The sequence below is a fragment of the Maricaulis maris genome (assembly GCF_036322705.1).
In the GTDB taxonomy this organism is placed as follows: Bacteria; Pseudomonadota; Alphaproteobacteria; order Caulobacterales; family Maricaulaceae; genus Maricaulis; species Maricaulis maris_B.
On the sequence record NZ_AP027270.1, the window covers coordinates 886,447 to 907,673 of the forward strand.

The window sequence follows — 21,227 nt, forward strand, 5'->3', positions numbered from 1 at the left end:
TTTGTTACAGCTGGTGACCCTGCATGGCCGATACGCTTCACCTTCGTCTCAATCCGGCGCTCGAGCCCGACCGCTGGGCGCGGCAATATGCTGAAACCAGGCTGGTCCAGATTCCGGATGTCTTCGAGCCCGAGCTGGCCGAGGAAGTCAGCGCGATCCTGCGCGACACGCTGAACTGGCGGCTCGTTTTTCCCGAGCCCACGGCCCAGGGCGAGGGGCATGAAATCGTGGTTCAGCTGACCCAGCAGGATGTGCAGCGGATGGGCCGCGAGGCGGTGTCCGCCCAGATCGGTGCGGTCATGCAGCGCGCCCAGAAGAATTACGGCTATCTCTACGACGCCTATCCGATGATCCAGGCCTACACCTCGCATTGGGATCAGGGTCACCCCATTCACACAATCACCGAATTCCTCAATAGCCGCGAATTTCTTGATTTCGGCCGGACGGTGACCGGTGCGCCCGTTGTCACCAAGGCGGATGCTCAGGCGACGCGGTATGCGCGCGGACATTTCCTGACCCGCCATGTCGACGAAGGTCATGACCAGGAACGGGTGGCCGCCTACACGCTGGGGTTCACCCGCAACTGGCAGACCGATTGGGGTGGCTTGCTGATGCTGGTCGAGGAGGGGCTGGATGTCTCGCGCGCCTTCCTGCCGCGCTTCAACATGCTGTCGATCTTTGACGGGCGCCGCATGCACTCGGTCAGCCCGGTCGCGCCGTTTGCCGGGGATGGGCGTTACCAGATCACCGGCTGGTTCCGGAATGATCCGCCGGTACGAGGTGCCGGATGACCAGCCCTGACCCCCGATTGGCCGAGGCGCGGGAGCGGCGGCTGCAGGACGACTTTGGTCAGGCCCGGGCACTGTGTCACGCCGTACTGGAAACCCGTCCGGATGATGCCGAGGCGCTGGGGCTGCTGGGGATTTGCGATATTGAATGCGGGGATGTGACCGGTGGACGCGCCTGGCTGGACCAGGCGGAAGCGGCCGATCCCGGCAATGCCTCGGTGCATCTGTATCGGTCGATGCAGTTCGAGGCCGAAGGCAACGCCAAGGCGGCGCTGGATGCGGCCCGTCGGGCCAGCGAGTGCGATTCCGGCCGCTTTGACATCTGGGGGCGCCTCGGTGACCTCGCCGGCATTGGCGGCAATCTGCCGCTGGCGGCTGAATGTTTTGACAAGGCGTTGAGAGCCGAGGAACAGCACCCGGCCCGGGCCCATGTTGCCTTGCGCCTGGCGGGCCTCGAATTGCAGCTTGGTCGGACCGATGCTGCCGAAGCAGCGCTCCAGGCGACGGAAGCCGCTAGCGGCGGCGGCCTGCCACCGGAAGGCCTTGCCATTCGTGCAGCCGTCGCGCGCAACCGGGCGGACTGGTCGCTCCTGCGCGATGTCGCGCAGGACTGGCTTGATGCCGTGCCGAATGACAATGACGCCCGCGGCGCGCTCGCCCAGGCCCTGTCCCAGCTCGGCTATTACCGTCGGGCGATCGAGATATTTAGCCCCGTCGTGGCCGAACGTGGCGCGGATCCCGGCTCGCTGGCGGCCCTCGGGCGATTGTATCTCGGCGCGCGCGATACCGAGGCGGCCAGAAAGACGTTCGAGTCGGCCCTCGAGATCGATCCGAATTCAGCCGATGCCCTGTTCGGTCTCGCCCGTATCGGCAATTTCGCCGGACGTGTGGATGAGGTTGAAACCTACTGCCGCCGCATTCTTGCCGCCCATCCCGATCATCTTGATGCCTGTGCGTTCCTGTCCGAGACGACGGGGGGGCGGATCGAGGATGACGAGTTGGCGACGCTGGAAACCGCCCGCGAGCGGTCCGACTTGCCGGCAGACCGCCGTTCGGTCGCATTGTTTGCGCTCGGCGATGCCTATCACCGGCGTAAACGGCGCGCCGAGGCTTTCGCGGTCTGGACTCTGGCGAATGAGACCAAGTGGCTGCAACATAACGGTCGCTTGGAATCCGGCTATGACCGGGATGCCCAATGCGCTCGTGTCGACAGACTCATCACGCAGTTCGACGGGCGCGAACCGGTCGGCCTCGACCCGGTCGGGCCGACGCCGATCTTCATCGTCGGCATGCCGCGTTCCGGCACAACCCTGCTCGAGGCCGCCATCTCGGCACATGATGATGTCGAGCCTTCGGGCGAACTACCGGCCCTGCCGTTCATTTTCGAACAGTTTGAACGCTGGGCGCGAGAGACCCGCTGGCAGGGCGGGCGCATTCCGGACGACCGGCTGGACGCCTGGCGGGAGATATATTTCAAGCAGCTGCGCGAGTATGGCCTCGATGGCGCGCAGTGGGTCACCGACAAGCAACCCAGCAACTTTCAGGCAGTTGGCCTGATCCGTCAGCTCTTCCCGCGCTCGCCGGTCATCCACATCCGGCGTCGGCCGCTGGAAACCGCGTTTTCGATCTATCGGCGCAACTTCACCCGCCAGTGGCCGTTCGCGCACGCACTCGACGATATCCGGCACTATTATGTCGAGCAGGCGCGGATGTGTGATCACTGGCTGCGGACCTATCCGGACAATGTGACCGACATTCAGTACGAGACGCTCGTCATCGCATTCGAGGACAGCTTGCGGTCGTTGTTGGCCCACATTGGATTGTCGTGGGATCCCAAATGCCTGGAGTTCTACAAGCAGGAACGCCAGATCATGACCTTCAGTGCGATGCAGGTCCGGCGTCCGCCCTCGGCTGACCACCTCGACTCGACGACACCTTATCTCGAGTGGCTCGGTGATTTCGAGGCGGGCCTTGAGGCGTGCGGTGTCGATCCGGAAACCGGTGAGTGGCGGTCCGCCAATGAGGGTCAGGCTGGCTCTCCCCGCCCGGGCCCGAAGGCCACCGAACCGGAGCCGGCGTCGGGTGGCTTCTGGCGGCGCCTGTTCAATCGCAGGGGCGGCGCTCAATCATGATGCCGACCCTGCAGCGCGCCGCGGGCTTGTTGCAGGCCGGGCAGGCTGGCGAGGCGATCAGCCTGCTTGACCGGGTGCTTCTCGATCATCCGGGGCAGGCCGACGCCTTGCTGTTGAGGGCGATGGCGCGGAGCCGGGCGGGCGAGGATGAGGCCGCGACCGCCGACTTTGCAGCCGCCAGTCGTCACCACCCCCAAACCCAGGTGGTGCAGAACAATCTCGGCAATCACCATCGCCGGGCCGGACGCCTGGACGCAGCCGTGCGCGCGTATGAGACCGCGCTGGCGCAAACTCCCGACTATCTCGACGCGTGGATGAATTTGGCGCTATGCCATGCGGCCATGGCGGCATTCGAGCCCGCCGAGGCGGCGATCATGGCGGTCCTGCTGCGACAGCCCGATCATGTCGCCGCTCTCAATGAGATGGGCAATCTGAAACGACGACAGGGTGATCTCGCCGCCGCTGAGGACGCGTTCGACCGGGCGATAGCCGGTGATGCGAGCGCGCCCTTTCCGCTGATCAATCGCGGGGCCTTGCTGCGGGAGCTGGGTCGCCTCGACGCGTCGCGCGCGGATCTGGAGGCGGCGTGTCGCCTTGTGCCCGGGCTGGCGGAGGCCCATGCACAGCTGGCCCATACCCTGCGCACACAGCGGGATGTGACCGGTGCGGAGCTTGCCTATCGCCGCGCTCTGGCGCTGGCACCGCTCGATCCCGGCTATCACGCAGACCTGGCCAGCCTGCTCTCGGAGGCGGGGCGCGGCCCGTCGGCGCTTGCGACCCTTGAAAACGCTGCGACAACGAGCGGGGATGCCCGTCTCCGTGAGGTGCTGGCGCGCGCCCTGCTGCGCTCCGGGAGACCGAAGGACGCCCGCGCGGCGGCCGAGGCGGCGCTGACCCGCGATCCGGCGTCGGTTGAGGCCCCCATACTCCTGAGCGAGCTGGCCTTGCGGTCCGGGGGTGCGGCCGATGCGGTGGCCCAGGCCCGTCGGGCCTGGGTGTCGGGCGGGCCGGCTAATTGGCCGGCGCGTCATGCGCTGGCCGAGGCGCTGCTTGTAAGCAAGGCCTGGCAGGAGGCGCTCGATCTCCTCGATGCCGAAGCGCCCGCACCGCATTTGCAGAAGCATCTGGCCTTGCAGTCGGTCGCCTGGCGGCTGGCCGATGACCCCCGCTATCGCCAGCTCTGCGACTATGACTGTTTCGCCCGCAAGTTGAAGATCGATACCCCGGCCGGCTTTGAGTCGCTGGAGGCTTTCAACGCGGCGCTTTCGGAGAGTATCCGCCGGTTGCACGCAGACGGTGCGGCGCCCCTCGAGCAGACCTTGTTCGGCGGCACGCAGTCGCCGGGTCGGTTGTGGAATAGCGACGACCCGGTGATTCGCGCCCTGGCGGCGGCGCTCGAGGCTTTGGCTGCCCGGTATCTCGCCGAATTGCCCGTGGATAACGATCACCCCTTTCTCGGCCGCAATACCGGCCGCGCAAAGCTGGCTGGTGCGTGGTCGGTGCGGTTGCGATCCGGCGGCGGGCATGTCGATCATGTGCACCCGGCCGGCTGGGTCAGCGCGAGCTATTATGTCCAGGTCCCGGAGAGCGTGATGGCGGGCGAGCGGGCGGGCTGGTTGCGACTGGGCGTGCCAGGTCTGCCTGGACTGGCCCTGCCAGCCGAACGCTACATCAAGCCGGAACCGGGCCATGCGATCGTCTTCCCCTCATTCTTCTGGCACGGCGTGGAGGCGTTCGAGAGCGATGAGGTCCGGGTGACCGCGCCATTCGACCTGGTGCCCGATTAGAAAGCCGGCGGGCGCACGCCAGACCGGAGCGCCGGAAGCCGCTGATATTGGTCTTTCGTCTGCGGCAAAGCTGCAACAGTGTATCGCAAACACCGTTTGTGACAGTGGCATGTCATTGACCCCCCCGTTTTTGCAGACGTACGTTGCAAATAAGGAAAGCTAACTGGCGATCCGATTTGAGGGGTGTCCGGGATTCTTCTGGATGAACGGGCTGACCTTTTTTCACTACCTTACTCGGAGGGATTAAGAGTGAGATCCAAGTCCTTGAAGACTTGCCTGATGGCAAGCACGCTGATCAGCGGTCTGGCCGTCGCGGCCCCCGCTGTCGCGCAAGACGATGACGTCGTCGTCGTAACCGGTTCGCGCATCCAGCGCACCGACACGGTTGCGCCGAGCCCGATCACGAACGTTTCGGCTGAGCAGCTGGCTGTCGTGAACACGGTCAACACCGAAGACTTCATCAATACGCTGCCGCAAGTCGTTCCGGCGTTCGATTCGACCTCGAACAACCCGGGTAACGGTACGGCAACCGTCAGCCTTCGCGGCCTCGGCACGACCCGTACGCTCGTCCTCGTCGACGGCATGCGCTTCGTCGGCTCCGGCCCGTCGCAGATTGTCGACCTCAACAACATCCCGACCGCGCTTGTCGAATCTGTCGACATCGTGACCGGTGGTGCGTCGGCCGTTTACGGTTCCGACGCTGTTGCCGGTGTCGTCAACTTCATCATGAAGGACGACTTTGAAGGTGTTGATATCGCCGCGTCGCAGGAAACCTCGCTGGGTGACCTCGATGGTGAGATCACCAACCTGTCGATCACGATGGGTGGCAATTTCGACGATGGTCGCGGTAACGCTGTCATCTCGATGGGCTACACTAACCGTAACGCTGTCTTCCAGGGCGATCGCGGCTTCTCCTCGCTGACCAACTGGGATCCGGGCCCCGGCAATGCCGCTTCCGGCTTCATCGCCGGCGGTTCGTCGAACATTCCGGGTACGCGTTTCCGTGGCGCCACGACCTCCAACTTCGGCCTGAACACGGCCGCTGTTGAAGCGTTTGACGGCGATTGCGTCGGCAACTCCTGCTCGGGCTTCTTCGTGAACGAGCAAGGCCAGGTTCGTGGTATGCGTTTCGGTAACCCGAACGACACCTACAACTATGCGCCGTCGAACTACCTTCAGCTGCCGCAGGAACGCTACAACATCTCGGCGTTTGCGACGTATCAAGTGAATGACCATCTCGAGCTGTATGGTCGCGGTATCTATGCCAACAACGTTGTTGACTCCCAGCTGGCTCCGACGCCGGCCGGTGTGACCCTCAATGTCGATCTGGCTGACCCGAACATCCCGGCTGCCCTGCTGGCCCTGATGACGAACGACGCGGCCACCAACAATGGTGACGGAACGGCCACGATCCGTACCAGCCGTCGTTATGAGGAACTCGGGACGCGTAACTCGCTGCGCGACACGAGCTCCTTCCAGCTGGTCTTCGGTGCTCGCGGTGACATCAACGAAAACTGGAACTATGACGTGTTCGCGAACTACTCGCGTTCGTCGATCTCGCAGATCCAGTCGGGCAACCTGTCCGTCTCGGCCCTGCAGGATGCGGTTCTCTGTCACCAGAACGCCGTTGGTTGTTCGGCGCCTTACGCCAACATCTTCGGCGGCCCGGGCTCGATCTCGGCTGAAGGCGCGGCTTACATCTCCCGCACCGGTGCCCAGATCGACAATGTCGAGCTGTTCCAGACTGTTGCGACCGTGAACGGCGAACTGCCGGCCTTCCAGCTGCCGACGGCTGAATACGCCCCGGCCCTGGTTCTCGGTGTCGAGTATCGTGAAGCTTCCGCCGAATCGATCCCTGACTCCGTGCTTGGCCCGGACGTTCGTGGCTTCAACTCCTCCCTGCCGGTTTCCGGTGTGGTTGATGTCTACGAGTTCTTCGCTGAAGCCGAAGTCCCGCTCATCACCGGCAAGGCGATGGTCGAGTCTCTCAGCCTGAATGCAGCCTTCCGTACCTCTGAGTACAACACGGTCGGCAACACCGAGACCTTCGCTGTCGGCCTCGGCTGGCAGATCAATGATCAGGTCCGTCTGCGTGGTAACTTCAACCGCGCCGTCCGGGCTCCGAACGTTGGCGATCTGTTCTCGCCGTTCACCAACGGCTTCCCGGGCGCAGGCGATCCCTGTTCCGGCGGTGCCAATGGTAGCTACGGTGCCTCCACGATCGATGCGACTTGTATCGCAGCGGGCGTGCCGGCTGGCCAGGTTGGCGCTCCGTTCCAGGGCAATGCCCAGATGGAAGCCCTCTTCGGTGGTAACGTGAACCTCGGCGTGGAAACGGCTGATACCTACACCATCGGTGCAGTGATCGAGCCGAGCATGATCGAAGGTCTGACCGTCCAGCTCGATTACTACAATATCGAGATCGAGGACGCGATTTCCACGGTTCCGCTCCAGACGCTGCTCAATGAGTGCCACCAGACCGGCATTCAGGCTTCGTGTGACACCCTGTATCCGGTTGGTTCTACGAACCGTAACCCGGCAACGGGTGAGCTCGGCGCCAACGGCTTCACGCCGAACCTGTCGCCGGTCAATGTGGCCACGCTGGCCGTCGAAGGTATCGACGTCCGTGTGGACTACAGCTTCGGCGCTGACGTGATCGGCCTTCCGGGCGACATGGCTATCACCTACTACGGTGGCTACATGATCGCTTCGGATTACACGACCTCGGCAACGTCGCCGGTCATCGAATGTGCGGGCCTCTATGGTCTGGACTGCGGTGAGCCGACGCCGGAGTACAAGCACTCCATGCAGACGTCTTGGTACACGGGGCCGTTCACGACCTCGCTGCGCTGGCGTCACATTGGTGCGCTTGACGCTGACCCGACGACTCTCGCCTTCGTTTCCGACCTTTCGGACGACATCACCGCGAAGAACTACTTCGACATCACGTTCAACTATGACGTGAACGAAGCCTTCACGGCGACGGTCGGTGTGACCAACTTCACCGACACCGACGTTCCGGAACTCGGCTCGACCGCGTCGGAGCAGGCCAACACCTGGCCGGCAACGTACGAAACGCTGGGCCGTCGCCTCTTTGTGGGCGGTCGCCTGCGCTTCTAAGCGTCAGCTGATCTGAAATGGGAAAGGGCGGGCCAATCGGTCCGCCCTTTTTCTTTGGGCCGGCTTCACCGGCTGTCGAATGCGCGGTGTCAGGCCGGCATCAGGTTCGGGCAGGCTGCCGCCGGGGATTGTCACCGCTTCGGCGTGCCGTCAGGCTGCTCCCATGACCCGTCCGACCTCTCTTCGCCAATCCTCGCCCGGATTCACTCGTGCGGCCTGGACCGAATTCTGGGACGCCTCTGTTTCGCGTGGCGATCACCGTTTTCGGGATGATCGGACCGCCGACCGTTTGCGTGCGCACTGGAACGGCGTCTTCGCCCGGCAATTCCGCCCCGGGGACAGCGTGACCCTCCTCGATGCGGCGTGTGGCGAGGGCGAGCTCGTGCGCCGGGCCCGCAGCTGCGCGGAACCGGTCGCGGACTTTGATCTCTCCATACATTGCACCGACATCGCGGCCGCTGCGGCCGCCGCCGCGGCACGTCCGGGTTCGGGAGAGCCTGTCGCCTTCCCGGTCGTCGCGGACGGCGCGGCTCTGCCTTTCCCGGATGAGAGTTTTGACTGTGTCGTCAGTCAGTTCGGTCTCGAATACGCGGGGCCGGAGGCCTTCGCTGATGCCGCCCGGGTCACATCCGGGGCGGGCGCCTTGCATGCCCTGGTGCATCGGGCGGGCGGGGCAATCGAAGCTGAATGCCGGGCCAATCTCTCATTGCTTGACGCGATCGGCCAAGCCGGTCTGTTGCGCCGCCTCGACCGCCTGGTGGGTCTCGCGGCGCGTCATGCCGCCGGTCGGGCCGCTCCCGCGGCGCTGGAGCGGTCAATGGCGGCCTTCCTGGCGGCGCTGGAAGCGTCCCGCGAGGCGCTGCATGGTGCGGATGAGGGCGCAGCCCGCGTGCTTGTACAGCGGCTTGTGCAGGACTGTGCGACTGTCGCCGGGCAGCTCGATCGCTACGCCGCTGACGAACTCAAGGGCTGGTTGGCTGCCCATGCGGCCGATCTGGCGGCTTATGCGCATCGTATGCGGTCAATGATCGAGGCCGCCTGCAGTGACGCAGCGGTCGCCGGTATTGTCGATAATCTGGGGCAGGGTGGCTTGCCGGATGTATCGATCGGCGAGGTGACAACGGCCTCCGGGGCGCAGGTCCTGGCCTGGTCCGTCACGGCGTCCTCGGGCCGACGCTGAGCACGGCAAAGCAGGAATGTGCGTTTTAGCTGTTTTCATATGGCCGTCCTCATTGTAGACAGCTGCGCTCCGGATATGGCGGTGGCGTTGTCACCGTGATACTCCGCGCGGTCTTAGGGGTGTAGCTCAGTTGGTAGAGCATCGGTCTCCAAAACCGAGGGTCGGGGGTTCGAGTCCCTCCGCCCCTGCCAGGCCGTTTTGACTTTCAGGTGGTTGCGAATGTCGCCAGCCACCTCTTGAATAAAGGGCCCGAGCGGGCCAGATGGACTTGAATGACGCGGAACGCGAAGAATACGACACCGGCCAAGGCCAAGGCTGAAACGGCGGCGCCCAAGAAAAAGGGTGTTGGTCCGTTCCAATACCTGTCACAGGTGCGTCAGGAAGCGCGCAAGGTGACCTGGACGACGCGCCAGGAAACGCTTGTGTCGACGATCCTCGTCCTGATCCTGACCCTGATCGCGATGCTGTTCTTCTGGGGTGTCGATACCGTCATCAGCTGGACCATCCAGCAAATTCTCGCTCTCGGCGCCTAAGGAGGAGGCTGTATGTCTGCCAAGTGGTACATCGTGCATGCCTATTCGAACTTCGAGAAGAAGGTCGCTGACGCGATCCGCATCGAAGCGTCGATCCAGGGGCTGGAAGACACATTCGAGGAAATCCTTGTTCCGACCGAAGAGGTTGTGGAAGTTCGCAAGGGCCGCAAGGTCAATGCCGAGCGCAAGTATTTCCCGGGTTATGTTCTTGTGAAGATGAACATGACCGACCAAGCCTATCACCTCGTCACCTCGACCCCGAAAGTCACCGGCTTTCTGGGTTCGGGCAAGAAGCCGATGCCGGTTTCCGAAAACGAGGTGAAGCGGATTCTCGGACAGATGGTTGAGGATGCGGAGCGTCCGCGCCCGACCGTCAGCTACGAGATCGGCGAAACCGTCAATGTCATCGACGGTCACTTTCAGAGCTTCAACGGTGTTGTCGAGGAAGTGGACGACGAGCATGGCCGCCTGAAGGTTGCCATCAACATCTTCGGCCGGGCGACCCCGGTCGAGCTCGAATACTCGCAGGTCGAAAAGACGGCCTGACGAGTGCATCTGCGGGAGGTGCCGGCGCAAAGACCATGCCGGGCCGTACCGCAAACCCCGAAGGCGCGATGGGCGCGCCTTTTTAATGGAGTGGGATCATGGCCAAGAAAATTGCCGGCTATATCAAGCTGCAAGTGCCCGCGGGCGCTGCAAACCCGTCTCCGCCGATCGGCCCGGCCCTGGGTCAGCGCGGCGTGAACATCATGGAATTCTGCAAGGCCTTCAACGCGAAGACCCAGGAGATGGAAAAAGGGATGCCGATCCCGACGACCATCACCGTCTTCTCCGACAAGTCCTTCACCTTCGCCACCGCGACTCCGCCGGCCAGCTTCTATCTGAAGAAGGCCGCGAAGATCCAGAAGGGTTCCACCTCGCCGAGCCAGGTGACGGCCGGTACGGTCTCCCTGGCCCAGTGCCGCGAGATTGCTGAAGCAAAATTCGCTGACCTCAATGCGAACGACCTCGACCAGGCGACCAAGATCATCGCCGGTTCCGCGCGTTCCATGGGCCTGCAGGTGACGGAGTAAGATCATGGCGAAGCACGGAAAACGCCTCTCGGCTGCGCGCGAAACCTTTGACCGCGACACGCTGTACACGATCGACGATGCCGTCGCTCATGTGAAATCCAATGCCAAGGCCAAGTTCGATGAGACCATCGAACTTGCCATCAATCTGGGTGTTGACCCGCGCCACGCCGACCAGATGGTCCGCGGCGTGTGCAACCTGCCGAACGGCACGGGCCGCTCGGTCCGGGTTGCGGTCTTTGCCAAGGGTCCGAAGGCTGACGAAGCCACCAAGGCCGGCGCTGACGTTGTCGGTGCGGAAGACCTGATGGAACAGATCCTCGGCGGCAACATCAATTTCGACAAGGTCATCGCGACCCCGGACATGATGCCGCTGGTCGGTCGTCTCGGTAAGGTGCTCGGCCCGCGCGGCATGATGCCGAACCCGAAGGTCGGCACGGTCACCATGGACGTCACCAAGGCGGTGAATGATTCCAAGGGTGGTGCTGTCGAGTTCCGCGCCGAGAAGGCCGGGATCATCCACGCCGGTGTCGGCAAGGCCAGCTTCACCGAAGCCGCCCTCGCTGAGAACATTCGGGCGCTGGTTGACGCGATCGTCAAGGCCAAGCCGTCGGGCGCCAAGGGCACCTATGTCCGTCGCATCGCGCTTTCGTCGACGATGGGCCCGGGCGTCAAAATCGACACGTCTGGCGCTGCTTCAGCGTAAAAGACTTGAGTTTCAGCCCGGACCGGACTATCCGGCCGGGCTGAGCGGTCTGATCCACGCGTTGTGTGGGTCCGGCCGACCTGTCCGAGATCACAGGGGGTGGGCCGAAAGGTTCCGCCTTAATCCAATTCGGGCCCTGTGTGAGACAGAGCGAGATCGATCTGACCTTGTTGAAGGGTCTGTCGGTTCAAGCCCTGGGACAGGACGCGTCATGACGGCGTCCACCCCGCGAGGGAGAAGGCGCAGTGATGGCGTTTTCACCGAGCCGTCCACGGTGGGCGGCTCAAACAGGGAGTCCGCAAAATGGATCGCAATCAAAAAGAAGCGTCCGTTGAAGAGCTGAACAGCATCTTCTCGGAAGCTGGATCCGTGGTGATGGCCCACTATACGGGCATGACCGTTGCGGAAATGACGAAACTGCGCGCCAAGCTCCGTGAGCTGGGCGGCACGTTCAAGGTGGTGCGTAACCGCCTCGCCAAGATCGCACTGCAAGGCAAGCCGGGTGAGGGCGCCGCTGACCTGTTCACAGGTCCGGTGGCTATCGCTTACTCGGAAGACTTTGTGGCTGCGCCCAAGGTGCTGGTCGAATACGCCAAGGAAAACAGCAAGCTCGTCATTCTCGGCGGCTTCATGGAAGAAGATGTGTTCGACGCCGCCGGCATCGACGCGCTCTCCAAGATGCCGTCACGCGAAGAGCTTATTGCCACCATCTCGGCTCGCCTCATGGGGCAGGCCTCCCAGGTGGCCCAGCGCCTCATGGCTCCGGGTCAAGGTCTGGCGGGGGCGATCGACGTCATCCGCGAGAAGGCCGACGCCTAGTCTCGTCATTCTCCGCTAATGAACTGACACACTGAACACGACAAGGAATTGATCAAATGGCTGATGTAGCTAAACTCTGCGACGAACTTCTCGCCCTTACCATCCTTGAAGCCAAGGAACTCAACGATCTTCTCGAAGAAAAAGGCATCAAGGCAGCGGCTGCTGTCGCCGTTGCCGGTCCGGCTGGCGGTGGCGATGCCCCGGCTGCTGAAGAGAAGGACGAATTCGACGTTGTCCTCACCTCTGCTGGTGACAAGAAGATCAACGTCATCAAAGAAGTCCGCGCCATCACCGGCCTGGGCCTGAAAGAAGCCAAGGACCTCGTCGAAGGTGCACCGAAAGCCGTCAAGGAAGGTGCTCCGAAGGCTGAGGCCGAGGACATCAAAGCCAAGCTGGAAGCCGCTGGCGCCAGCGTTGAGCTGAAATAGTCTCGCTTCGGCGTGACTGACACGGTGCTACGGGCGCGTGGGGTAATCCTGCGCGTCCGTTAGCCCGTCTTTGGAATACCCAATCCTGCCGCTGTCGTTCCAGGCGGGATTGTTGATCGGCCCGGGACCTCAAAATCCTGGACCAACCGGAGCGGCGCCGCGGGGGCGATCCCCGCATATAATTGCGCAGTGCTGTCTGCGAAGGGAGCCGACATGGGTCTGTCGTTCACCGGCAAAAAGCGGATTCGCAAATCTTTCGGACGTATTCCGGAAACCGTTGCGATGCCGAATCTCATCGAAGTCCAGAAGAGCTCATACGAGCACTTCCTGATGAAAGAGGTGCCTGCCGCCGAGCGCGACGACACCGGCATGCAGGCGGTCTTCAAGTCCGTCTTCCCGGTCAAGGATTTCGCCGAGCGGGCTGTCCTCGATTTCGTGTCCTACGAGTTCGAAGCGCCGAAGTTCGACGTGGAAGAGTGCCAGCAGCGCGACATGACGTTCGCCGCGCCACTCAAGGTCAAAATGCGTCTCATCGTGTTTGATGTTGACGAGGAAACCGGCGCCCGCTCGGTCAAAGACATCAAGGAGCAGGACGTCTACATGGGCGATATCCCGCTCATGACGGACAAGGGCACCTTTGTCGTCAACGGTACCGAGCGCGTCATCGTCTCTCAGATGCACCGCTCTCCGGGCGTTTTCTTCGATCATGACCGTGGCAAGACCCATGCCTCGGGCAAGTATCTGTTTGCCGCCCGCATCATTCCCTACCGGGGTTCCTGGCTCGACTTCGAGTTTGACGCCAAGGACGTGGTCCACATGCGTCTCGACCGTCGCCGCAAGCTGCCGGCAACGACGCTGCTGTACGCGCTGGGCCTCGACAAGGAAGAGATCCTCTCGACCTTCTACAACACGGTCACCTACAAGGCGTCCAAGAAGGGCTGGACCGTTCCCTACGTGAAGGAACGCTGGCGCGGTGTGAAGCCGGCGCGTGATCTTGTCGACGCCAAGACGGGTGACATTATCGCTCCGGCCGGCAAGAAGATCTCGGCCCGTGCCGCCAACAAGTTCGCCGAAGACGGCCTGGCTGCTCTGCTGGTCTCCGACGAGCACCTGCTCGGCGGCTACCTCGCTGATGACATGGTCAATGTCGAAACCGGCGAGATCTTCGCCGAGGCCGGCGACGAGATGAGCGAAGAGATCCTTGAGACGCTGAAGAATACCGGCGTCAAGGAACTCAACCTTCTCGACATCGATCCGGCCACCGGCGTCGGTCCGTACATCCGGGCGACCCTGGCCGCCGACAAGAATGACAGCCGCGAACAGGCGCTGGTGGATATCTACCGCGTCATGCGTCCGGGCGAGCCGCCGACGGCGGAGACCGCCGAAGCGATGTTCCAGGGTCTGTTCTTCGATCCAGAGCGCTACGACCTTTCGGCCGTTGGTCGCGTGAAAATGAACATGCGTCTTGACCTCGACGCGCCGGACGACATGCGCACCCTGCGCAAGGAAGACATCCTCGCCGTCCTGAAGACCCTCGTGGGTCTGCGTGATGGTCGCGGCGAAATCGACGACATCGACAATCTCGGCAACCGCCGTGTGCGTTCGGTCGGCGAGCTGATGGAAAACCAGTACCGCATCGGTCTGCTGCGCATGGAACGGGCGATCAAGGAGCGCATGTCCTCGGTCGATATCGAAACCGTGATGCCGCACGATCTGGTCAACGCCAAGCCGGCGGCTGCCGCCGTGCGCGAGTTCTTCGGCTCCTCGCAGCTGTCGCAATTCATGGATCAGACCAACCCGCTGTCGGAAGTCACCCACAAGCGCCGTCTCTCGGCGCTTGGCCCGGGTGGTCTGACGCGTGAGCGTGCCGGCTTCGAAGTCCGCGACGTGCACCCGACCCATTACGGCCGGATCTGCCCGATCGAGACCCCGGAAGGCCCGAATATCGGCCTGATCAACTCGCTCTCGACCTTCGCCCGCGTCAACAAGTACGGCTTCATCGAGAGCCCGTACCGCAAGGTCGAGAATGGCAAGCTGACCGACCAGGTCGACTACCTCTCCGCCATGCAGGAATCGCGTTACGCGATCGCCCAGGCGAATGCGCATGTCAGCGAGAATGGCGAGCTGGACAACGAGTTCGTCAATTGCCGCATCGCCGGTGACGTGACCCTCGTGCCGCGCGAGGACGTGGAATATATCGACGTGTCGCCGAAGCAGGTTGTTTCGGTCGCTGCGGCGCTTATTCCCTTCCTTGAAAACGATGACGCCAACCGCGCCCTGATGGGCTCGAACATGCAGCGTCAGGCCGTGCCGCTCGTGAAGGCGGAAGCCCCGCTGGTCGGCACCGGCATGGAAAGCATTGTGGCCCGCGATTCCGGGGCAGCTATTGCTGCGCGACGGACCGGTGTGATCGAACAGGTCGATGCGACCCGTATCGTGATCCGCGCCACCGAGGATCTCGACGCTGCCAAGTCAGGCGTCGACATTTATCGCCTGGCCAAGTTCCAGCGCTCCAACCAGTCGACTTGTATCAACCAGCGCCCGATCGTGCGCGTGGGTGACCTGGTCAACTCCGGCGATATCATTGCCGATGGCCCGTCGACTGACCTGGGTGAGCTCGCGCTCGGCCGGAACGTCGTCGTCGCCTTCATGCCGTGGAACGGCTACAACTTCGAGGACTCGATCCTGATCTCCGAGCGCATCGTGCGCGACGACGTCTTTACATCGATCCACCTGGAAGAGTTCGAGATCGCGGCCCGCGATACCAAGCTCGGCCCGGAAGAAATCACCCGCGACATCCCGAATGTCGGCGAGGAGGCCCTGCGCAATCTCGACGAGGCCGGTATCGTGGCCGTGGGTGCGGAAGTTGCTGCCGGTGACATCCTCGTCGGCAAGGTGACCCCGAAGGGCGAGAGCCCGATGACGCCGGAAGAAAAGCTTCTGCGCGCCATTTTCGGTGAGAAAGCCTCGGACGTCCGTGATACCTCGCTTCGCATGCCGTCCGGTGCCACCGGTACGGTGGTCGAAGTCCGCGTCTTCAACCGTCATGGTGTCGACAAGGACGAGCGCGCCATCTCGATCGAGCGTGAGGAAATCGAACGTCTCGGCAAGGACCGCGATGACGAGCTCGCCATCCTCGAGCGCAACATCTACCAGCGTCTCGGCGATCTCCTGCTCGGCAAGACCGCTGTCTCCGGACCGCGTGGCTTTGCCAAGGGTGAAGTGACCCAGGACGCTCTCGACGAGACCCCGCGCAGCGGTTGGTGGCGGATTGGCCTCGATGACGAGAAGGCGATGGCCGAAGTCGAAGCGCTGCAAAAGCAGTATGACGACTCCAAGGCGCGTCTGGATCGCCGCTTCGAAGACAAGGTCGACAAGCTCCAGCGCGGCGATGAAATGCCGCCGGGCGTGATGAAAATGGTCAAGGTCTTCGTGGCCGTGAAGCGCAAGCTTCAGCCGGGCGACAAGATGGCCGGCCGTCACGGCAACAAGGGTGTCATCTCCAAGATCAACCCGATCGAGGACATGCCCTTCCTGGCCAATGGCGAAGCGGTGGATATCGTCCTCAACCCGCTTGGCGTGCCGTCGCGCATGAATGTCGGTCAGATTCTCGAGACGCACCTGGGCTGGGCCTGCCGCGGTCTTGGCAAGCAGATCGGTGAGGCCTACGAGGCGTATCAGCGTGATGGCAGCACGGCCGGTCTCCGGTCCGAGCTGGATCGTGTCTATGAAGGCGACGAGCTTCCGGAAACGGATGCCAACATCGCCGAGCTGGGCCGTAACCTGTCCAACGGCGTACCGATCGCGACCCCGGTCTTCGACGGTGCCCGTGAGCCGGATGTGGCGCATTGGCTGGAGAAGGCGGGCTTTGATCCGTCCGGCCAGTCGACGCTCTATGACGGTCAGACCGGTGAACCCTTCCGCCGCAAGGTGACGGTGGGTGTGAAGCACCTGCTGAAACTGCACCACCTGGTGGATGACAAGATCCACGCCCGTTCCATTGGCCCGTACAGCCTTGTGACCCAGCAGCCGCTCGGTGGTAAGGCCCAGTTCGGTGGCCAGCGCTTCGGCGAGATGGAAGTGTGGGCGCTGGAAGCCTACGGTGCGGCGTACACGCTGCAGGAAATGCTGACGGTGAAGTCGGATGACGTGGCCGGCCGGACCAAGGTCTATGAGGCCATTGTCCGCGGTGACGACACCTTCGAAGCCGGCGTTCCGGAAAGCTTCAACGTGCTTGTCAAGGAAATGCGTTCACTCGGCCTCAACGTCGAGCTCAAGAACGGCTAAGGCTGAACCATATTTTGCGGGGCAGGGCTCTCCCTGTCCCGTCTACCCTTTTGGGAGACGGCGACATGAATCACGACGTCATGAACATCTTCAATCCGGCTGCCGAAGGCCCGTCCTTCGACCGGATCCGCATCGCCTTGGCCAGCCCGGAGAAAATCCACTCCTGGTCCTTCGGCGAAGTCAAAAAACCCGAGACGATCAACTACCGGACCTTCAAGCCGGAGCGTGATGGTCTGTTCTGCGCCCGGATCTTCGGACCGGTGAAGGACTATGAGTGCCTGTGCGGCAAGTACAAGCGCATCAAGTACAAGGGTATCGTCTGCGAGAAGTGCGGCGTCGAAGTGACCCTTGCCCGCGTCCGTCGCGAGCGCATGGGTCACATCGAGCTGGCTGCGCCGGTTGCCCACATCTGGTTCCTGAAGTCGCTGCCGTCGCGGATCGCCATGATTCTCGACATGGCCCTGAAGGACGTCGAGCGCGTTCTCTACTTCGAGAACTACGTCGTCATCGAGCCGGGCCTGACGCCGCTCCAGCCCTTCCAGCTGCTCTCTGAAGAAGAGTATATGGAAGCGCAGGACGAATACGGCGAAGACGCTTTCACGGCTGGCATCGGTGCTGAAGCGGTCCGCGAAATCCTCATCAACATGGATCTGGAAGCCGAGTGCGCCAAGGTCCGTGAGGACATGAAAGAAACCGGTTCCGAGCTGAAGCTGAAGAAGTACGCCAAGCGTCTCAAGCTGATGGAAAACTTCCTCACTTCGGGCAACCGCCCGGAGTGGATGATCATGACGGTCATTCCGGTCATTCCGCCGGAACTGCGTCCGCTCGTGCCGCTCGATGGCGGCCGTTTCGCGACCTCCGATCTCAATGATCTCTATCGCCGCGTCATCAACCGCAACAACCGCCTCAAGCGCCTGATCGAGCTGCGCGCGCCGGACATCATCATCCGGAACGAAAAGCGGATGCTGCAGGAGTCGGTCGACGCCCTGTTCGACAATGGTCGTCGTGGCCGCGTCATCACGGGTGCCAACAAGCGTCCGTTGAAGTCACTGTCCGACATGCTCAAGGGCAAGCAGGGTCGCTTCCGTCAGAACCTGCTCGGTAAGCGCGTCGACTATTCCGGCCGTTCGGTCATCGTGGTGGGTCCGGATCTCAAGCTGCACGAGTGCGGCCTGCCCAAGAAGATGGCGCTCGAGCTGTTCAAGCCCTTCATCTATGCGCGTCTCGACGCCAAGGGGCTGTCCGGGACCGTCAAGCAGTCCAAGAAGCTGGTCGAGAAAGAGCGTCCGGAAGTCTGGGATGTGCTCGACGAGGTCATCCGTGAGCACCCGGTTCTCCTGAACCGCGCTCCGACCCTGCACCGTCTCGGCATCCAGGCGTTTGAACCGAAACTGATCGAGGGCAAGGCCATCCAGCTGCACCCGCTGGTCTGTGCCGCCTTCAACGCCGACTTTGACGGTGACCAGATGGCTGTTCACGTGCCGCTTTCGCTGGAAGCCCAGCTCGAAGCGCGGACGCTGATGATGTCGACCAACAACATCCTGTCGCCGGCCAACGGCAAGCCGATCATCGTGCCGTCGCAGGATATCGTGCTGGGCCTGTACTACCTGTCCATCGAGAAGGACAAGGAGCCGGGCGAGGGCATGGCCTTTGGTAGCCGGGCAGAACTGGAAGCGGCGCTCGAGTCCGGTTTCGTCACCCTGCACACCAAGATCAAGGCGCGCTGGGAAGGTATCGACGTCGAAGGCAATCCGATCACCAAGGTGATTGAGACCACGCCGGGCCGGAAGATGATTATCGATCTCCTGCCCAAGCACGCCAAGATGCAGCCGGAAATGATCGGCGAGCTTCTGACCAAGAAAGCCATCGGTGGCCTGATCGATCAGGTCTATCGTCACTGCGGTCAGAAGGCGACGGTCATCTTCTGCGACCAGATCATGGGTCTCGGCTTCAAGGAAGCGGCCAAGGCCGGCATTTCCTTCGGCAAGGACGACATGCTGATCCCGGACGCCAAGGCCGATCTGGTCGGGGCAACCCGCGACATGGTGTCGGACTACGAGCAGCAATATGTCGACGGTCTGATCACCAAGGGTGAGAAGTATAACAAGGTCGTTGATGCCTGGGCCAAGTGTACGGACAACGTCGCTGACGCCATGATGGACGAGATCTCCAAGACGACGATCGGCGAAGATGGCCGGACGTCCGAGGTGAACTCGGTCTACATGATGGCCCACTCCGGCGCCCGTGGTTCGAAGAACCAGATGAAGCAGCTGGCGGGTATGCGAGGCCTTATGGCCAAGCCGTCCGGCGAGATTATCGAGACGCCGATCATCTCGAACTTCAAGGAAGGTCTGACCGTTCTTGAATACTTCAACTCGACGCACGGTGCCCGTAAGGGTCTGGCCGATACGGCGCTGAAGACGGCGAACTCGGGTTACCTGACGCGTCGTCTCGTTGACGTCGCCCAGGACTGCATCATTACCGAGGAAGATTGCGGCACCTCCGAGTGCTTCGAGATTTCCGCGGTGGTCGATGGCGGTGATGTCGTGGTGTCGCTGGAACAACGCATCCTCGGTCGTACGCTGGCCAAGGAAGTCAAGGATCCGGCGTCCGGCGAAGTCATCTGCGCGGCCGACACCTATATCGACGAGGATCTCGCCCTGGCCATTGAAATGGCCGGTGTGCAGGCGGTGTGGGCTCGTTCCCCGCTGACCTGTGAGACCCGCGTTGGTGTCTGTGCGACCTGCTATGGTCGTGACCTGGCCCGCGGTACCCGCGTCAATATCGGTGAAGCTGTCGGCGTCATTGCCGCCCAGTCGATCGGTGAGCCGGGCACCCAGCTGACGATGCGGACCTTCCACATCGGCGGTACGGCCCAGGTCTCCGAGCAGTCCTTCATCGAAGCCGGCTCGGAAGGCACAGTGACCTTCAAGAACCCGTCCACCGTCACCAATTCCGACGGTGACCTCATCGCCCTGTCGCGCAACATGCAGCTGGTGATCGAGGATAGCGAGGGCAAGGAGCGCGAAAGCTACAAGCTCGGCTACGGCACCAAGCTGAAGGTCAAGCAAGGCGACAAGACCGTTCGCGGCCAGCGTCTCGGCGAGTGGGACCCTTATACGGCCCCGGTCGTGTCCGAAGTGGGCGGCAAGGTGAAGTTTGTCGATATCGCCGAAGGCGTGTCGGTGAAGGAAGAGACTGACGAAGCGACCGGTATCGCCTCGAAGGTGGTCATCGACTGGCGCGGTTCGGCCAAGGCCAACGCCCTCCAGCCGACGATCGTCGTCCAGGATGACAATGGTGAGCCGATCAAGCTCTCCTCCGGTTCCACGGCCAGCTACATGCTGTCGGTGGGCGCGGTTCTCTCGGTTGCCGATGGTGACACGGTTCGTCCGGGTGACATCGTTGCCCGTATCCCGACCGAAGGCGCCAAGACCCGCGATATCACCGGTGGTCTGCCGCGCGTCGCCGAGCTCTTCGAAGCCCGCCGTCCGAAGGACCACGCGGTCATCGCCGAGATCACGGGTCGCGTCGAATTTGGTCGCGACTACAAGAACAAGCGCCGCATCGCGATTGTTCCGGAAGGCGAAGATCAGGAGAAGGTCGAGTACCTTGTCCCGAAGGGCAAGCACCTCACCGTCCAGGAAGGCGATGTGATCCAGAAGGGCGAATACCTGCTCGACGGTCACCCCGCGCCGCACGACATCCTGGCGATCCTCGGCGTTCCGGCCCTAGCCAACTACCTGATCGACGAGATCCAGGAGGTCTATCGACTGCAAGGCGTTCCGATCAACGACAAGCACATCGAAACTATCGTTCGTCAGATGCTGCAGAAGATCGAGGTCAAGGATCCGGGCGACAGCACTTTCCTGGCTGCCGAGCAGGTCGACAAGATCGAGTTCATCGAGACCAACGAGCGTCTCGAGGCCGAGGGCAAGCGGATCGCTACGGGTGACCCGGTTCTTCTGGGGATCACCAAGGCGTCCCTGCAGACGCGTTCCTTCATCTCGGCAGCCTCCTTCCAAGAGACGACCCGCGTCCTCACCGAGGCGGCCGTCCAGGGCAAGGAAGACACGCTCGAGGGTCTCAAGGAGAACGTCATTGTTGGCCGCCTGATTCCCGCCGGTACCGGCGCCATCATGCGCCAGTACCAGGCGATCGCTGACGATCTTGATGCGGATATGCTCGCAGAGCGTGAAGCGGCGGTTGAGGCCGAAGGCCTGCCGACGGAGATCGCCGACGCAGCTGCTGAGGAATTGGCCGCTGAAGAGGGCGCAAACTAGCCCATTTCAGGGACGATCCCCCTGTTATACCAGAGAAAAGGCCGCCAGGAGACTGGCGGCCTTTTTGTATCGGCCGGTACCGGGCCGTAGCGCC

General features: G+C 62.5%; 13 protein-coding genes and 1 tRNA gene. All 14 read left to right on the forward strand.

Annotated elements, in window-relative coordinates; translation table 11 throughout:
* The first annotated feature begins 23 nt into the window (after window positions 1-23).
* The 14 genes from AAA969_RS03985 to rpoC all read left to right on the forward strand — a co-directional run bounded on the left by AAA969_RS03985 (window position 24) and on the right by rpoC (window position 21,133).
* The gene (locus AAA969_RS03985) at window positions 24-791 is read left to right on the forward strand and encodes a 2OG-Fe(II) oxygenase (RefSeq protein ID WP_338243869.1); all 768 of its coding nucleotides are present in this window, start codon (window positions 24-26) and stop codon (window positions 789-791) included.
* Window positions 788-2,920 (forward strand): tetratricopeptide repeat-containing sulfotransferase family protein, encoded by a 2,133-nt coding sequence (locus tag AAA969_RS03990; RefSeq protein WP_338243871.1) that lies wholly within the window; start codon window positions 788-790, stop codon window positions 2,918-2,920. The genes AAA969_RS03985 and AAA969_RS03990 overlap by 4 nt, the downstream gene beginning before the upstream one ends.
* On the forward strand, window positions 2,917-4,707 hold the full coding sequence (locus tag AAA969_RS03995; protein ID WP_338243873.1) for a tetratricopeptide repeat protein: 1,791 nt from the start codon (window positions 2,917-2,919) through the stop codon (window positions 4,705-4,707). Before AAA969_RS03990 ends, AAA969_RS03995 begins: the two co-directional genes overlap by 4 nt.
* Before the next feature lie 279 nt (window positions 4,708-4,986).
* Entirely contained in the window at window positions 4,987-7,827 is a 2,841-nt protein-coding gene (locus tag AAA969_RS04000) for a TonB-dependent receptor domain-containing protein (RefSeq protein ID WP_338243875.1), read from the forward strand.
* Window positions 7,828-7,990: 163 nt separating this feature from the next.
* Window positions 7,991-9,007, forward strand: coding sequence for a class I SAM-dependent methyltransferase (locus AAA969_RS04005; RefSeq protein ID WP_338243877.1), 1,017 nt, complete (start codon window positions 7,991-7,993; stop codon window positions 9,005-9,007).
* Between the two features lie 115 nt (window positions 9,008-9,122).
* Window positions 9,123-9,198: transfer RNA gene (locus AAA969_RS04010), tRNA-Trp, on the forward strand.
* Window positions 9,199-9,279: 81 nt separating this feature from the next.
* Window positions 9,280-9,540, forward strand: coding sequence for a preprotein translocase subunit SecE (gene secE / locus AAA969_RS04015; protein WP_047160215.1), 261 nt, complete (start codon window positions 9,280-9,282; stop codon window positions 9,538-9,540).
* Window positions 9,541-9,552: 12 nt separating this feature from the next.
* Window positions 9,553-10,086, forward strand: coding sequence for a transcription termination/antitermination protein NusG (gene nusG, locus AAA969_RS04020; RefSeq protein WP_338243881.1), 534 nt, complete (start codon window positions 9,553-9,555; stop codon window positions 10,084-10,086).
* Window positions 10,087-10,184: 98 nt separating this feature from the next.
* Window positions 10,185-10,613 carry a 50S ribosomal protein L11 gene (rplK, locus tag AAA969_RS04025; protein WP_338243882.1) on the forward strand — a complete coding sequence of 143 codons (429 nt, stop codon included), beginning with the start codon at window positions 10,185-10,187 and terminating at the stop codon, window positions 10,611-10,613.
* Between the two features lie 4 nt (window positions 10,614-10,617).
* Window positions 10,618-11,316, forward strand: a complete 699-nt coding sequence (gene rplA, locus AAA969_RS04030) for a 50S ribosomal protein L1 (RefSeq protein ID WP_338243884.1) — start codon at window positions 10,618-10,620, stop codon at window positions 11,314-11,316.
* A gap of 303 nt (window positions 11,317-11,619) precedes the next feature.
* Entirely contained in the window at window positions 11,620-12,135 is a 516-nt protein-coding gene (gene rplJ, locus AAA969_RS04035) for a 50S ribosomal protein L10 (RefSeq protein WP_338243886.1), read from the forward strand.
* A 56-nt stretch (window positions 12,136-12,191) separates the two neighbouring features.
* Window positions 12,192-12,563, forward strand: a complete 372-nt coding sequence (gene rplL, locus AAA969_RS04040; protein ID WP_338243888.1) for a 50S ribosomal protein L7/L12 — start codon at window positions 12,192-12,194, stop codon at window positions 12,561-12,563.
* 213 nt (window positions 12,564-12,776) lie between these two features.
* Window positions 12,777-16,850 carry a DNA-directed RNA polymerase subunit beta gene (gene rpoB, locus AAA969_RS04045; protein ID WP_338243890.1) on the forward strand — a complete coding sequence of 1,358 codons (4,074 nt, stop codon included), beginning with the start codon at window positions 12,777-12,779 and terminating at the stop codon, window positions 16,848-16,850.
* 65 nt (window positions 16,851-16,915) lie between these two features.
* The gene (rpoC, locus tag AAA969_RS04050) at window positions 16,916-21,133 is read left to right on the forward strand and encodes a DNA-directed RNA polymerase subunit beta' (protein WP_338243892.1); all 4,218 of its coding nucleotides are present in this window, start codon (window positions 16,916-16,918) and stop codon (window positions 21,131-21,133) included.
* Window positions 21,134-21,227 lie beyond the last annotated feature (94 nt).